14 protein-coding genes and 1 other annotated feature (1 of these 15 cut by a window edge) are annotated in these 16,716 nt (G+C 30.5%); of the genes, 6 read left to right on the forward strand and 8 right to left on the reverse strand.

Annotation, left to right across the window (positions count from 1 at the left end):
* Positions 1-14 precede the first annotated feature (14 nt).
* On the reverse strand, positions 15-584 hold the full coding sequence (gene recU, locus HF295_RS01840; RefSeq protein WP_312032598.1) for a Holliday junction resolvase RecU: 570 nt from the start codon (positions 582-584) through the stop codon (positions 15-17).
* A gap of 136 nt (positions 585-720) precedes the next feature.
* Here recU and HF295_RS01845 point away from each other — a divergent pair, with 136 nt between their 5' ends.
* The 4 genes from HF295_RS01845 to HF295_RS01860 all read left to right on the forward strand — a co-directional run bounded on the left by HF295_RS01845 (position 721) and on the right by HF295_RS01860 (position 9,233).
* On the forward strand, positions 721-2,415 hold the full coding sequence (locus tag HF295_RS01845) for a ribonuclease J (protein WP_312032148.1): 1,695 nt from the start codon (positions 721-723) through the stop codon (positions 2,413-2,415).
* Between the two features lie 88 nt (positions 2,416-2,503).
* Positions 2,504-4,480 (forward strand): oxygen-binding di-iron domain-containing protein, encoded by a 1,977-nt coding sequence (locus HF295_RS01850; protein WP_312032149.1) that lies wholly within the window; start codon positions 2,504-2,506, stop codon positions 4,478-4,480.
* Positions 4,477-7,311 (forward strand): glycosyltransferase family 2 protein, encoded by a 2,835-nt coding sequence (locus HF295_RS01855; RefSeq protein WP_312032150.1) that lies wholly within the window; start codon positions 4,477-4,479, stop codon positions 7,309-7,311. Before HF295_RS01850 ends, HF295_RS01855 begins: the two co-directional genes overlap by 4 nt.
* Before the next feature lie 185 nt (positions 7,312-7,496).
* Positions 7,497-9,233, forward strand: a complete 1,737-nt coding sequence (locus HF295_RS01860) for a leucine-rich repeat protein (protein ID WP_312032151.1) — start codon at positions 7,497-7,499, stop codon at positions 9,231-9,233.
* Between the two features lie 49 nt (positions 9,234-9,282).
* Here HF295_RS01860 and HF295_RS01865 read toward each other — a convergent pair whose 3' ends face one another.
* Complete coding sequence (locus tag HF295_RS01865; protein ID WP_312032152.1) at positions 9,283-10,503, reverse strand: replication-associated recombination protein A; 1,221 nt, start codon at positions 10,501-10,503, stop codon at positions 9,283-9,285.
* Positions 10,504-10,598: 95 nt separating this feature from the next.
* Between HF295_RS01865 and HF295_RS01870 the strand changes: the two genes are divergently transcribed.
* Both HF295_RS01870 and HF295_RS01875 read left to right on the forward strand, forming a co-directional pair.
* A complete protein-coding gene (locus tag HF295_RS01870; protein ID WP_312032153.1) occupies positions 10,599-11,384 on the forward strand; it encodes a histidinol-phosphatase in 786 nt (261 codons plus the stop codon).
* 517 nt (positions 11,385-11,901) lie between these two features.
* Positions 11,902-12,879, forward strand: coding sequence for an asparaginase (locus HF295_RS01875; RefSeq protein ID WP_312032154.1), 978 nt, complete (start codon positions 11,902-11,904; stop codon positions 12,877-12,879).
* 85 nt (positions 12,880-12,964) lie between these two features.
* On the opposite strand, the gene ruvA is transcribed toward HF295_RS01875, so the two are convergent.
* From ruvA to rplU, 6 genes are all read right to left on the reverse strand, one after another.
* Positions 12,965-13,516, reverse strand: a complete 552-nt coding sequence (gene ruvA / locus HF295_RS01880) for a Holliday junction branch migration protein RuvA (RefSeq protein ID WP_312032155.1) — start codon at positions 13,514-13,516, stop codon at positions 12,965-12,967.
* Between the two features lie 119 nt (positions 13,517-13,635).
* A complete protein-coding gene (gene obgE / locus HF295_RS01885) occupies positions 13,636-14,913 on the reverse strand; it encodes a GTPase ObgE (RefSeq protein ID WP_312032156.1) in 1,278 nt (425 codons plus the stop codon).
* 29 nt (positions 14,914-14,942) lie between these two features.
* Positions 14,943-15,419, reverse strand: a complete 477-nt coding sequence (locus HF295_RS01890; protein ID WP_312032157.1) for a GNAT family N-acetyltransferase — start codon at positions 15,417-15,419, stop codon at positions 14,943-14,945.
* Positions 15,416-15,988 (reverse strand): hypothetical protein, encoded by a 573-nt coding sequence (locus tag HF295_RS01895; protein ID WP_312032158.1) that lies wholly within the window; start codon positions 15,986-15,988, stop codon positions 15,416-15,418. The genes HF295_RS01890 and HF295_RS01895 overlap by 4 nt, the downstream gene beginning before the upstream one ends.
* Positions 15,989-16,060: 72 nt before the next feature.
* A complete protein-coding gene (rpmA, locus tag HF295_RS01900) occupies positions 16,061-16,321 on the reverse strand; it encodes a 50S ribosomal protein L27 (RefSeq protein WP_376739678.1) in 261 nt (86 codons plus the stop codon).
* 58 nt (positions 16,322-16,379) lie between these two features.
* Complete coding sequence (gene rplU / locus HF295_RS01905) at positions 16,380-16,691, reverse strand: 50S ribosomal protein L21 (RefSeq protein ID WP_312032159.1); 312 nt, start codon at positions 16,689-16,691, stop codon at positions 16,380-16,382.
* Positions 16,692-16,704: 13 nt separating this feature from the next.
* Positions 16,705-16,716: a sequence feature (ribosomal protein L21 leader region), on the reverse strand; it runs 63 nt beyond the window's last position.

Raw genomic sequence — 16,716 nt, forward strand, 5'->3', positions numbered from 1 at the left:
GACTTTTTTTGAATTTATAAGTAATGTTCATCAATTACTTTTAAATAATCTACTGGTTTTCGATAACCTTCAGTAATTTCTATACCATATTTTTCAATTTCTGCTAAAGTGATTGACTTTCTTGAATTTTTAGCTCGATGATAATATTCAGATACATACTTTTGGTCTAAGAAGAAAATTCTATCTAAAAGTGAAAAATAGATGATGATGAAAGCTATTGCGCCATGTTTAGCACACTGTTCTAAATGAATAACTTGGTGTTCATGGATGTTTTTAATGGGAAAAGAAGTTTTATTTTTGGTTTCTTTTGCTTCGAAATCAATATATCTACCTTTGTAAATGCCATTATAATCAGTGGTTGAAGGTAACTTGTAATAAGCTTCAACTATTTTGGCAGCTGATCTTTGTTTATAATCAACTTTAACTATTTGAATTGGAATGGGTTTCTTATGAATGATGGCCAAATCATTATTAAGATAAAACTCATTGGTTTGGTTTATCATATTTTCAAAATTCATACCACGATTGGCGGTAGATACAATTTTTCGATCTTGCCTTCTTTTTTTATTAGGATAGTTTATCATTTTAATCACCATAAGTATTTTACCATATTCACATAGCTTTAGTAAGATAAATAAGGATTAAAAACATAACCTTTTAAAAAAGCTTAAAAATGTTGTATAATAGATATGAAATTTTTTTTAGAAAAGAGCGGATAAAATGAGTAAAATTAGATTTTTTGCCTTAGGTGGCTTAGGAGATTCAGGCAAGAACCTTTATGTTCTTGATATTAATGAAAAACTAATTATTTTAGATAGTGGTTTACAACACCCTTCAGGTGATTTGTTGGGTGTTGATGCATTGGTCCCTGATATTTCCTATTTAGAATCAAGAAAAAAAGATATTATTGGCATCTTTTTATCACATGCCCATGATAAAAACATTGGTGCTTTACCAAAACTTTTACAAAGTTTTAAAAAACCAGTTTATGCAACAAATTACACAGCAGAAATGGCTAAAGATTTGTTAAAAGAAAATGAAATGAATCCAAATGATTTTGATTTTAAGATTGTTGATTTTAATAAAGCTATAAAATTTAAAGATTTTAAAATAGAATATGTACAAACAACCCATTCAGTTCCTTTAAGTGCAGCTATCGTTGTTTATACTCAAGATGGGGCTATTGTCTATGCGACGGATTATACATTTGATCAAAATGTAGGTCAGTATTTTAAAACTGATTTTCAAAAATTAGCAAGAGTTGCTGATACAGGTGTTCTTGCTTTCTTGGGTGAATCAAATGGAGCCATACATATTGGCCATTCTTCGACAGATGGTAATTTAAAAAGATCCATCAGATCGGTATTTAAAAAAGCAAAACACCGTATTTTAGTTAATATGTACTCCACAGCTGTTTCAACCATTCAAATGGTGGTTAATGAAGCAGTCTTAGCCAACAAAAAATTAGCCATCATTGGTCGTAAGGCTCAAAGACTAGTTTTTATTGCTGAACAAATGGGTTATATTCAAATACCAGAAGAATCATTGGTTAATTTAAAATTCATTGATCAAAATAATAAAAATGAATTTGATGATGTAGTATTCTTGGTTACTGGAGAACGACATGAACCGTTTTTTATGTTGCAACGTATGGCTAAAGGCTATGATCGATTGGTTAATTTGATTGAAACAGATACCATCTTAGCCATGGCTCCACCGGTCATCGGAACAGAAAAAATAGCTGCCAAAACCTTTAATATTCTTTCTGAAATTGGTTGTGAAGTTGTAAAAATTGATAAAAACTACTTATCTCAATTCCATGCTGCTAGTGAAGATATTAAGTTAATGTATGCTTTATTAAAACCAAAATACATCATTCCTATCAATGGCGAATATAGGATGTTGAATGCTCAAGTAAATATCGCTAGAGAATATGGCTATAAAGATGATTCGATTCTATTATTAGATAATGGTGAAGTAATTACCTTTACTGATGGTCAAGTTGAAAAACATCATGATATGGTTGAAAATGGAACTGTTATGGTTGACGGAAATTTTGAAAGCGACTTGAATGCTATCGTTTTAAAAGAAAGAGAACTCTTATCTCAAGATGGTTTCTTAATTGTCACAGCTAATGTTGATGCCAATGAGAAGGTCATGTTAAATAAAGCAGAAATCGTCTCTAGAGGTTATTTGTTTATGAAAGATAACGAAGAGATTGTTAAACAAATACAAATTATCTATGAGTTAGAAACTAAAAAACAGTTTTCAAAAAGAAAAATAGATTGGAAAGAATATAAAGATAACTTAAGACATCAAATTGAACGCTATTTGATACAAACAACAAAAAGAAAACCAATCATTATTCCTGTGATTATTGATACATCAAAGGATCATGTTTGCCGTATACTATAAACTTTTAGATGGAGAAATCCATCTTTTTTTTTATAAATATCTATTTTTACATTCAATTTACGTGATATAATAAAATAAAGGTGGTTATATGATTAAAAAATTATCTGAATCAGTTTATTTAATTACTAAATCAAGTCTTGAAAAACATATAAATTCTATATCTTATTTAATTCTTGACCAAGAAGAAGCTATTTTCATTGAACCAGGTTCTTTGAGTGATTTTGATGAGGTTTTTTTTGATGTTCAAACTATAACTCCTATAAAGAATATTAAATATGTGATCATCAGTCATCCAGATCCTGACTTAACATCTTCTTTGCCTTTATTTGAAGAAAAAGGGCTCCATGCAAAAATTGTGACAGAATGGCGAACTAAAGAAATATTAGATTTCTATAATTTGAAATCTTCATTTTATTTAATCAAAGAAAATAACTATCAATTAACTCTAAAATCTACTAGAAAATTTACCTTTATAATGACACCTTTTTTACATTATTCAGGATCTTTTGTGACCTATGATAATAAAGCAAAAATTCTTTTTTCTGGTGATTTATTCGGAGGAATGTCTAAAGATAATAACTTAGTAGCAAAAGAAGATTATCTTGATTCTATGGCTGTTTTTCATGAAAATTATATGCCAAGCAGTGAGTTTTTAAGACCCATCATGAAAGATTTTCTTTCTATGGACATTAGTCTTATTTGTCCTCAACATGGAAAAATTATTGCTAAAGAATTAATCAAGAAAAGCATTAAATTTTTATATACTTTAGATTTTTATAATACACCAAAACAAATCTATAATGTATCTGCTAAAGCAGAAGAAATAGATTTTTTATCGCATCTAGTCCAAGTTTCTATAAGACTTAAGCAATTATATTCTATTGAACTAATAAATCATACCTTTAGAGAATCACCCATCACGATTACTTGGGATCCGGTTGATGTCCATTCTCAATTAAGTGGTTATGCTTTATGGAATCGTTTCTTTGATATTATCTATGCTCAAGGTGGAGACGCTTGGTTAAATGCATTAGAAACCTTGATTAATCGTATATCCTTAACTTATAAAATAGCCAAGCCACAGATATATGAATTAAGGTCAAGAAAACTAGAAGAACAAAATCAAGAAATGCTTGAAAAATATACTAACCTTGAATCATCTATTCAAAAGATGAATGATGAAATCTCAAAAACCAAAGATCAGTTAATGCGTTGTCCAGTAACGGGACTATATAATAAAGAAATGGCTAAACAGTATTTATTAGACCATATTGATATAGAAAATGCTTATTTAATCAATTTTGATATAGACCAAATGATAGAAATTAATCGCGAATTTTCTGTAAAAATAGGCGATGATACTATGAATACTCTCAAGTACATCATTAGTAATCAACTTGTTAAAAACGAATTATTATTTAGGGGTAAAGGTTCTAGCTTTATACTAATCAAATCAAAGTCTAACGATCAAGAAGTCTTAAAAAGAGCTGAGAATCTTAGAAATTTAGTCCTAAAAAATGATCAATTTATCAAAGCTGTTACCATAAGCATGGGTATTATTAATTTAAGCAAAGAGGATTTTATTCAACCTATGCAAAAAATTAATGATTGGTTTCATGATTTAGAAATGAAACTTGAACTTGCTAAAAACAAAGGACAGGGCTCCATTGTTTTTAAAGATATTAAGAAGGCAGTTTTTTATAAAAATAATATTTTATTGGTTGATGAAGAACAAGTTAATATCAACTTAATTACCCATTATTTTCAAGATCATTCATATCGGGTCTACCATGCGAGAAACCCTTTGGAGGCCTTAAGTGTTATTGAAAAATATCATATTGATTTAATCGTATCAGAGATTAATTTATCTAAACTTGACGGCTTTTCATTAAAAAAATCATTAAATGAATCTTCATATTATGCAAATATTCCTTTTATTTTCTTATCTCACATGAAAAATGAAGCCTTAATTGAAAGGGCCAACCGTTTAAAAGTTAATTATTTTCTTAAAAAACCATTTTATATGGTTGAACTCTTAGGTTTGGTTGAAAGGTCTATTCGATGATTGAATTATTAAGAGTCATCTATATATTAGCTTTTATATTCATTATTATTATTTTAGTTTTTATTTTTAATCAAAAAAGAAAACACATAAGAAAACAAGTCAATGAACCTATCATCAGAGATTATGTCTTTAATGTTTTAGAAAACTACCAACATCAACCTCTCAATTTTCCACAAAGACGTTTATTTGACTCTATTCAAGAAATAGAAGAGCAGTTAAACTTATCTAAGGATGCCTTAAATAAAGTAAGAAGAAATTTATTTACTGAAAAATACATTGAAAGTTTAAAAAAACAATGTCAAAGCCCTTATAAATTAAAACGGCTTTTAGCTGCCCATAAGTTAACCTATATATTGAGTGATCATGATTTTTTAACTCCTATGATTATTAGAGAAAAGAATCCTGTTATTTTGTTTTATTTGCTCTATTTTTCTATCAATCAAATGAATCAAGAGATTTTTGATCAAGTCTTGATGAAGGTTCAAGGAATCAACCATGTTGTTTTAGAGCGTATAGCCATTCTTATCGCCAATCATTTCTCTGTCTTTAAAGCTTATGTTCATAAACAAGAAACATCTTTTATCTATGAACATATATTTATTCAAGTTATGGTCGCTAGGAAGCAATTATCTTATGATTTACCAGATGAAATCGATCATTATATGCGAGATTTGTTTACTTCTAAGCAAAGTGATTCTTATCGTAAACTAATGACTCTTTATTTATCATACTTAGAGACGATTAATGATCCTTTTTTATTAGATGAACTGGTGATTAATCATGATTTCATTGATATTAAAAACTATGGTTATCGAGCTTATGCCAATAAGAAGCAGTGGTTATTTATCGAAAAATTATTTAAGGTACTTTCTCATCACCAACAGGAGAACCAACTTATTATTGAAGCTATTTCAAATATTAGTCAGGAACCAATGATTTTAAATAAACTTTTTTATTATGAGACTGTTTTAAGTGATGATAATCAAAGGAAGGCATTGGCTAAAATTTTATCTGAGAAAATTGATTATATTTTATTAAAGTTAAATTCAAATGAACAAAGTATGGCTGAAAAAAATATTTCTTTGATTTTAGAACATAAGTATTTATCTGGTTTTATTGCTTTTATCAATCAAAATCGTGATATTGATTTAGAAAGAAAAATATTTAATATTATTGAAAGTACTATAAAAAATCATCCTGATATTTTAGATGAAATTTTAATTTATGTTGATGAAGAAATTTTAAATAGGTATGATTATCATTCTAAAACACCTGAAGTTGTCAAAAAAGAAGTACAAGCCCCTGAGTTATCAAAAATTATTTGGTTAAGCATTATGTTTGTTATTGCCATAATATTTTATCCTTTATTATCAATTTTGAGTCATTTAGGTGAATTTGGACAATTAAGTTTCTATGAAATTATTAAAAACTTTGTTTTAGATACAAATAGAAACCTTATTTATTATTTCGTGGCTGCTAATATTATCTATTTAATGTTAATGTTTGTTTCATTAAGAGGTTCATATAAGCAAAATGAGTTATGGTTTTTAAAATCATTGGATTTATTATATGAAGATGAACTTTTACCAGCTATTTCTATCATAGCTCCAGCTTATAATGAAGAAGTCAATATCATTACCAGTGTTAGGTCTTTACTTAACTTAAAATATCCTAAGTATGAGGTGATTGTGGTCAATGATGGTTCTAAAGATCAAACACTTAATGTTTTAATTAAACATTTTAACTTAAAAAGACATCATCCTTTCTTCTTAACGGCTTTAAAAACCAAGGCAGTTAGGGGTATTTATAAGAATCCAGAGTATCCTCATTTAATTGTAGTCAATAAAGCCAATGGTGGTAAAGCTGATGCTTTAAATGTTGGTATCAATGTTGCTCATTATCCTTATATTTGCGGAATTGACGCTGATAGTGTATTAGAACAAGATGCCTTATTAAGGTTGATGTCATCTTCTTTAGATTATAGTCATAGGCCAGTTGCTTTGGGGGGAAATATTGTTCCAGCCAATGGTTGTAAGATTGATCATGGTTATATAGAAGATAAACAGTTACCTAAGGAATCTATCACTCGCTTTCAAGCCATTGAGTATGTCAGGGCTTTTACAACTGGGCGTATTGGGTGGTCTGAAGCTAAGTCATTATTAATTATTTCGGGTGCTTTTGGTTTATTTTATAAAAAAGATATTATCAGGATTGGTGGTTATATTACTTCTTCAGGTTTGCTGAAAAAAGATTCTGTTGGTGAAGACATGGAACTGGTGGTTCGTTTAACTTATGAACGAATGAAAGAAAAGAAGAAGCAATATATTGGTTATGTCTATCATGCCAATTGTTATACTGAATTACCTAGTGATATGAAAACTTTATTGAAACAAAGAAACCGATGGCATCGAGGTTTATTAGATATATTGAGTTATCATCGGCAAATATTGTTTAATCCAAAATACAAGCAAATTGGTTTTTTAGCCACTCCATATTTCTATATATTTGAAGTTTTAGGACCGTTTTTTGAATGGATTGGCTATTTAATGTTAATTTTAAGCTTCATTTTTGGTTTCTTATCACCGACAATCGTCTTAGCAATCTTTGGTTTATCTATTATTTTAGGAATAATCATTTCTTTGTTTTCAGTCCTTATTCAAGAAAGTCAATCTGAATATATGAAGAAAAAAGATTTATGGGTTTTAATTGTCTTTGCTATACTTGAAAATTTTGGCTATAGACAATTATTATCCTTACATAGAATCTATTCATTCTTTAGTGCTTTATTTGAAAAAGGCCAATGGGGTGAACAAAAAAGAAAAGGCATTTAAATATAGATTAAAACACCTGTTAGTATTCTAATTACAGGTGTTTTTTACATTTTATATAGATTAATATGAAATCTATTTTAAATTTTATTTATAATAACCAATTTGATTGAAAAATGATATTGATGTTCATTATTTCTGTAATATAAATAAAATTAGGTATAAATGAATTTAAAGGGGAGGATAGTATGAAGAAACTGTTGCGTTTATGTTGTTTAATATTGCTTACAATGGCTTTAACAGCATGTGATGGTTTTCCAGGTGTGACTGATTTAACAGGAGACACCAATGTGGTTGATACTTCAACAGAATTAACAGGAGAAACAACCACTGAATCAATTATTGAGATCAATGAAAGAATTTATGAAATTTATGAGTTGGCGGTGACTTCAAGTGCTTTTACCGAATCTTATGAAGATTGGTTAGAATCTATCAGAGGTCCACAAGGTTTACCAGGTGAAAATGGCAAAGAAGTTCAATTACAGGTTTTTGAAGGTTATATTCAATGGCAACATGTAGGAGATGAAACTTGGTCAAATTTGATTTCTTTATTAGATTTGACTGGATCAGATGGTCGTGAGGTCGTTTTAAGACTACATGAAGGTTTTATTGAATGGCAATATAGTGGTGATGAAACTTGGTTGACAGTGATCAATCTTCAAACCATCATAGGTGATATGACTAAAGTCATCACTCTACAGGTTTTTGAGGGTTATATCCAATGGCAATATCTTGGAGATACAACTTGGAATAACTTGCTTGAATTATCGACCATGATTGGTAGTGATGGACATGAGGTTGTTTTACAAGTGGCTAATGGTTTTGTTCAATGGCAGTATATTGGGGATGAAACTTGGAATGATTTGCTTGATTTATCGACCATGACAGGTAGTGATGGTAATAACGGTAAAAAAATCACTCTTCAAGTTTTAGATGGTTTTGATCAATGGCAATATATCGGTGATTCAACTTGGAATAACTTACTTGACTTATCAACCATGACAGGTAGTGATGGTAGCGATGGTCAAGAAATTATATTACAAGTGGCTGATGGTTATGTTCAATGGAAATATGAAGCTGAAAATGAATGGCATAATCTTATTGAGTTATTAACTTTGGTTGGTACCAATGGTATTGATGGGGCCAATGGTTTATCTGCTTATGAAATTTTAGAAGGTGATGAAGAAACTGTCAATAATTATATGATTTCTTATCCTACAGATACTTATAATTTTAAGCAAATTCCTGACACAAGTGTCTATGTAACTGACTTATTAAGTTTATATAATATCTTCATGGGAGATGTTATTGCCTATGGTGGTAATTTCTATTCAAATGATATGACTCGAATTATACGTTATATGACTAATGATCCCGAAGTTACTATCTCAAGTACAATCACCAAGATTGGTTCTTATGCTTTCTTTGGAAACATTAATGTAGATATGGTATATATTCCTTTAAATGTTACGGAAATAGGAATAATGGCTTTTGGTGAAATGGGCATTGAGCATATAGTAGAAATCATGACAGAATATAGTGTACAACCTGCAGGATGGAGTGATTATGCATTCTTTGATAACGTGATTGTCCATTGGGCAAACGATTTGGATTATCCAATCATAAATGAAAATACTGAGACTTTAGCCAATATTAGCATTGGTGGAGATTCAATCATCTATGAATTCGTTCCTCAAACAACTGGATATTATGAAATATATTCAGTAGGAACCTACGATACTTACGCTTATTTATATGATTCATATTTTGACTATATTATTGATAGTGATGATGATGGTGAAGCAAGTAATTTCTATATTAATTATTACTTTGAAGCCGGTGTAACTTACTATATTCAAGTAGAGTTTTGGTCAACCATTGATACTGGTACATTTAGTTTGTTTGTAATGAATGTTCCTGCATAAGGCATAAATATAAAAAACGAGTCAATTCACTTTGACTCGTTTTTTTTAATTATTTAATTATTTTTTCATTCTTTTCATATTCTTCAGCATAAGCTTTTTCAATTTTTGTATGAGTTTGAGGCTTATAGTAAGTCTTACCTTGTAGTTCTTTAGGTAGATAATCTTGTTTTACGATATGATTTGGATAATCATGAGCGTATTTATAGTCTTTAGCATTATCATAGGTAGGATTATTGATTAAATGGCTTGGTACAGGATAGGTTTTTCCTGATGAAACATCTTGTAAGGCTTCATTAATGGCTAAATGAGCTGCATTTGATTTAGGAGATATACACATATCTATGACAATGGCAGATAAGGCATTCACAGCTTCAGGAAAGCCAATACTTTCAGCAATCTCACATGCAGCATTTACCTTGACACCCATCATAGGGTTTGCTAATCCGATATCTTCGTATACGATGGCTTTAATCCTTCTTACAAGTGATTTCAAATCATTGGCTTGAATGAGTCTAGCTAGGTAATATAATGCTGCATTAACATCTGATCCCCTTACTGATTTATGAAATGCACTTAAAACATCGTAATAATCATCACCTGTTTTAAAGGCGGAAATTTGAGCTTGTGGTAAATATTTTTCTAATTCAATAAGGTCAATATGCAAAGAAGTAGATGCGTTTAGGACAAGTTCGAGCATATTTATTCCAGATCTGACCTCATTATTTGCCGCTACAGCGATTTTTTTGAAGACGTCTTCATCAATAGTCGAATTTGGATATAAATCGCTTAAATCAAGATTTTTTAAGTATTTTTCAATTTCTTCAGTAGATGGTTTGGTTAATTTATAAATAGATACCCGACTTCTAATGGCAGGATTGACAGATATATATGGATTTTCTGTGGTTAAACCGATCATAATAATATTGCCTTTTTCAACATAGGGTAAAAGATAGTCTTGAATATCACGGTTCATCCGATGAATTTCATCAATAAATAGGATGGTGTGATTATAATTTTTAGCAGCATCAATGATATCTCTTAAAGAATGTTTATTATCAGTAGATGCATTAAAATTAAAATGATTTAAAGGGTAATAAGAGGCTATAATCCTAGCGATTGTGGTTTTACCAACACCAGTAGGACCATATAGTATTAAAGATGATAATTGGTCTTTACTAATTAAGTTTTCTAGGAGTATTTTTAATTTTTCATTACCTATGACCCCTTCAAATGTTGTTGGTCTTAATCTATCAGCTAATGGTTGGCTCATATGAACCTCCTTTATGATATAATTATAACATAAAGTCATGTTCATGGGTATAAATCGTCCCACGAATATTAAAGAACTTAGCCCCAGGAGGTACTATGAGAACATATAAAGCTAATTATCACACCCATTGTGATTTATGTAAACATGCTAAAGGCAGTATTGAAGATTATGTATTAAAGGCTATAGAACATGGTTTTGATGCTATTGGTATTACAGACCATGCGCCTTTTGACTTTTTAAATGAACGTTCAGTGAGAATGACTTCAGAGGAATATCCTGAGTATATTAGGCAATTGAAACATGCTATTGTCCATTATTTAGATTTCATATTAATCTATCGAGGTCTAGAAATAGAGTATTTTAATGGTTATCATAAGCATTATGAGTCGCTTTTAGAACACTTAGATTATCTTATATTAGGCCAACACTATATTGAAAAAGAAGGTGAGTTGCTATCTGTCTATAAAATTAAAAGTATTGAAGATATGCAAATATATAAAGAAACACTGATTAAAGCCATGCATACAGGTTATTTTAAAATCATAGCTCATCCAGACATTTTTTTAATTAATCAAGGGCAAATAAGTGATGAAATGAAGGCAATTTCTCGTGAAATCATCCAAACTGCTAAAAAAACCGACACAATTTTAGAAATTAATGCCAATGGCTTTAGAAAGAAGAAACATCAAGTAGATGGTCAATATTATATGGCTTATCCTCGAATAGAGTTTTGGAAAATCGTAAAAGAAGAAAATGCAAGGGCCATGATTAATGCAGATGCTCATGATCCAAATCAATTAGTTGACCAAGCTATCGAATTGGCATATGAATTTGCAAGACATCTCTCCATAGCAGTAGAAGAAGAATTGGTTTTAGACTGATTCTTTTTTTTATGACGAAAATCAATTCTAAGCAATTTAAATTCATTAGTCCATATATTGACCCATCCGGTTATAAAAAAATTGACCCAGCGGCAAATTTTTAAAAAAATTAGTAAAAAGTTTGTGAAACATTGATATCGCAAAATAAACATAGTCACAAGATTAAAATGAACATGATTATACACTAGCAATAGAAGCTATAACCCTAGATAAACACACTATTTATTTCAAAAGATATTGTTTTGTGGATAATTCCGCTATTTTTTATAAGTCTATATTTGTTCCTATAATGTATATTATGTTAACTTAAATGTATGCTCTAGCTTTGGCGCACGGTTAATTATATGTTGATAATGTTGATAAGGCTATACTGGTTTTACTTGTAAATATGGGTCTTGATTTTTTCCTTTCGTTTTTTGCCTTTGAAAATTAACCGACAATTGACCTTAAACTTCAATTTAATGATTTCATTTTTTAGACCATGTGATATAATACTCTTATGAATGAGGTGATGCTTATGAAAAAACTTTTTATGATATTTACTGGCGGGACGATTTCTATGAAGATAGACGATGTCTCTCACTCAGTTAAACCTGCTTTACATGCCCATGAAATTATGAAAAATTTTCTTGGTCCTGAACTTACTGAGGGAACTGAAGTTATAGAATTCTCTGAGATACCTTCTCCATCGATGACACCTGACATGATGCTTGAAATTTCAAGAATTATCAAAAAAATCATCCGTGAGGATGATCCAATAGGGTTTATTGTTGTTCATGGCACGGATACTTTAGAGGAAACTGCTTTTTTTCTTGATACAGCAATTGAAACTGATTTACCTATTATTGTGACAGGTTCTATGAAATCATCGTCTGATTTAGGTTTTGATGGTGTAAATAACCTAGTTTCATCAATTTTGGTTGCTAAAAGTCCTAGTTCAAAGGGTCGTGGTGTCTTAGTCGTCATGAATGATCAGATAAACGCTGCTTCTGAAGTTACAAAAAGTAATACTTTGTCCTTAGATACCTTTAAATCATTAGATTATGGCCCTGTAGGCATCGTAGATAATAAAGAGGTACTTTATCATAGGTTAGTCACTGTTGTTCGAAATAAGCTAGAAATTGACGCTTTAGTGGATAAAGTCTATTTGCTTAAAGCTGTAGCTGGTGAAGATTCATTGATAATTAACTATTTAATTGATCAAGGAGCCAATGGATTCGTGATTGAAGCCTTGGGTAGGGGTAATGTTCCACCAAAGATGATTGATGGTATTCAAAGAGCTTTAGACAATGATATTCCTGTAATTATTGCTTCTAGATGTCCTAGTGGTCGTACTTTAGATTCATATGGCTATGTTGGTGGTGGTAAATTCCTTACGGAAATGGGTTGTATCATGTCTACTTCATTAAATGGTCAAAAAGCTAGAATATTATTAATGTTGGCTTTATCTAAGTCAAAAGATAGAGATTTTCTTAAAGGATTATTTACCATATAATAGTTCGTATTAAATTTATACAGTAAAAAAAGATGTTAGTTCAGTGAACTAGCATCTTTTTAATGAATAGACTATTCAATCTATCTTATTTAAGCATATAGGATAAAGCATCTTTAATTAAATCATTAATGGCTTTTGATTCGTCGAGTTTCGGAATAACCTTTGATATTTCTCTTGGACCATAACCTAAGGCTTTTAAGGCTTCTTCAACTTCTATGAATACTTGTGAAGTAATACTTGGCTCAATATCTAACTTACCTTGAAGGTCTAAAATGATTTGTTTTGATGATTTAGGACCAATACCAGGGAATTTTTGTAAATATTTAGCATCACCAGATTCAATTGCATCCGCAATTGAATTCACAGGTCCACTGGCTAAGATAGCCACAGCCGATTTTGGCCCAATACCTGAAACAGATATTAACTTAATAAACAATTCTCTTGCTTCTATAGACTTAAAACCAAAAAGATTGATGGCGTCTTCAGAGACTTTCTGATAAAGATAAATAGTCACTTCTTCATCTTTTTTAAAATTAAAAGGGTTTGGTGTGATGATTAAATAACCAATACCATGGTTCTCTAAAGTCACGTATTTAGGGTTTATTTCCTTGATAATTCCTTTTATATAAGAATACATATGGCCTCCTGTACAAATTCACATCACATTAATAACATATAAAATATACTTTAAGAATATATTAACTTCATTTTTATTTCATTTAAAAAATATATTTTCAACATAATATTTTTTGAAAATTATTCGACAAATTCGAATTCTAGATCATAGATAATGATTGTATCACCGTTTTTAGCACCAGATTCTCTTAATAATTGGTCTAAACCAGCCTTTCTTAACTTAGCTAAGAAGGCTTGAATGTTTTCATCAGTGGCTAAAGACCTTTGTCTATAGGTTTTTTCTATGAGTGCGCCGGTGACATTGTAAGTATCATCTTTTGTACGTCTAATTTCAATATCCTTTTCTTCCTCAAAATGATATTCAACGTATTCTTCAACAACTTCTTGTTTTTCATAGAAAAATGGTGTTTGGTCTAATAATGCTTTAGTTCCAAAGACAAGTTCTTTTAAATTTTGATTGGTCATGGCTGAAATTGGGTAAATTTTCGTATCTTTTGGAAGTTTATCTTTGAATTCTTTGAGTCTGGCTTCTGCCCCATCTTCATCCATTTTGCTTGCGACAATGATTTGTGGGCGTTTCAATAAGTCAAATTCATATTTTTCCAACTCATTATTAATGGTTTGATAATCTTGGTAAGGATCTCTTAGAGAACTTGGGCTCATATCCACCATATGAAGTAAGACCCTGGTTCTTTCAATATGTTTTAAAAACTGTATTCCTAAGCCTGCTCCTTGGTGAGCGCCCTCAATTAATCCAGGCATATCCGCTAATACGAAGGGTTGAACACCTGCGTATTCAACAACACCTAAATTTGGGGTGATGGTTGTGAATGGATAGTCTCCTATTTTAGGACTGGCTTTTGATAAAATGGTTATCAGTGTTGATTTTCCTACTGAAGGAAAACCAATTAAACCAACATCTGCTAAAAGTTTTAGTTCTACTCTTAAATCTAGTTCTTGACCTAATTCTCCATTTTCTTGGAATTTAGGAGCCTTATTTCTAGAATTAGCAAAAGCGGTATTCCCTCTTCCGCCTCGTCCCCCTTTAGCGATAAGGCTTTGTTCACCATGTTTGGTTAAATCAGCCAATACTTCATTGGTTTTTTCATTGTATATAATGGTACCTATGGGCACCATGACGATAACGTCTTCAGCGTCTTTACCCGCCATATTTTTGTTTTTGCCTGGTTCACCGTCTTTTGCAAAGACATGTTTTTGGTATTTAAGGTCAGTTAGGGTTGATTTACCTTCATCAGCTTGGAAAATGATGGAACCACCTTTTCCCCCATTACCACCAGCTGGACCACCTTTTGGCACATACTTTTCACGTCTAAATGCGACTTTTCCATCGCCACCTTTGCCGGATCTTACTAGAATATTTACTTCATCTATAAACATGTTTACACCTCTTTTTTATTATAACATAGTTAGACAATTAATTCGTAAGCAAGTCTATTGATGGAAGATAAATAACCCATGTATTTAAAATTCATCTTTAATATTAGATTTTGCATCTTATGATTGTCAGGATGAGTATCTACTTTAAGACTTTGATAGCCTTTTTTTGTTTCTTCTATTGCTTTTTCAAACATAGCTTTACCTATGCCTTGTTTTTGATAATATGGATGGACAAGTAATCTGTGTATGACCAATGATTTGTCTTTTATCCATTGAATTTCCTTATAGGGTGGGTCATTTTCAGGTAAAATGGATATAGAGGCAATAATTTGATTGTCTATCAGGTAGACATAAAGACCTGATTTTTGAAAATCAGATTGAAATATATCAATATCAGGATAATTACCCAACCATTGTTGGAGTCCACTATTTTGCATGTTTTCTCTAACCAATGCGGCTAGTTCTTTGATAACAACTAAATCTTCTTGATTGGCAAGTCTAATCATATAAGCCTCAAATTATCATTATAAATTTGTTTGTAGTGTTGATTTATATCATAAAAAATCTTTTGTTTTTTTGATTTAGAAACCAATACAATTAAATGATTTCTATCGATATTGGCACCTATTGAACCGAATTTTCTTGAAAATATGATTAGTTGATCTTGTTTTTGTGTGCTTTGCGTATAAAAATTCTTATTAGAATCATATGATTGGTTCATTAATTGACCCAAGGTCATATAATCATGATTTTCTAGTGATGCTTGTGCTTGTATCATTCGTTCTTTTTCATACAAATAATGATGACATCGGTTTTTCAGGTCATAATCATCTATTTTATCCATCATATGAAGATAATCTTTTAGAGATATAATAGAAATATCTATATCCAACTTCTGCATGGTGTCTTTGAATTCAGACAAAATTTTATTATCTTGTTTTTTATCTTTAAACTCAATGACAAGAAAGTCAAATTCATCTGGAATTTGATATATCTGTTGATGATATTGAATTGTATTAGACTCTATTAATTGAATAGAATCGTCTAAATTTTGACCCATTATCTTTAAATTCATAAGATCACCAATATTATTATATAATAAAATTATAAAAACCTAAAAAAAAACAGGAATTTTCCTGTTTTAAATTTATGCTTGTGGATAAACACTAGCTTGTTTTTTACTTCTACCAATAGTTTCGTATTTTACGATTCCATTTACTTTAGCAAATAATGTATCATCTTTTCCAATACCAACGTTTTCACCTGGATGGATTTTTGTACCTCTTTGACGGTAGATGATTGATCCAGCTGTGCAAACTTGACCATCTGCTAATTTAGCACCTAGGCGACGACCCGCTGAGTCACGACCATTTTTAGTTGATCCAGTCCCCTTTTTAGAAGCCATCATCTCAAGTATATGTAGATTAAGTATCACTTAAAACACCTCCATAATATATGTTTTTTTATTATCCGACATTAATTTTTTCAATGGTAAGCTTTGTATAAGGTTGTCGATGACCTTGTTTTTTATGGTAATCTTTTTTTGATTCGTATTTGTAAACTATAATTTTTTTCGCTTTACCATTTTTAACAACTTTCGCTGTAACAGTTGCACCTTTAACATAAGGTGTTCCAATTTTTGTTTTGTCTCCTCCGACCATTAATACTTTATCAAAAGTATATTCTTGATCAGCTTCAACGTTAAGTTTTTCAACAAAAATTTCTTGACCTACTTCAACTCTTACTTGTTTTCCGCCTGTTTCGATGATTGCATACATGTTTCGCACCCCCTCTTTTTTTAAG

This window comes from Hujiaoplasma nucleasis, from assembly GCF_013745115.1.
GTDB lineage: Bacteria > Bacillota_I > Bacilli_A > Izemoplasmatales > Hujiaoplasmataceae > Hujiaoplasma > Hujiaoplasma nucleasis.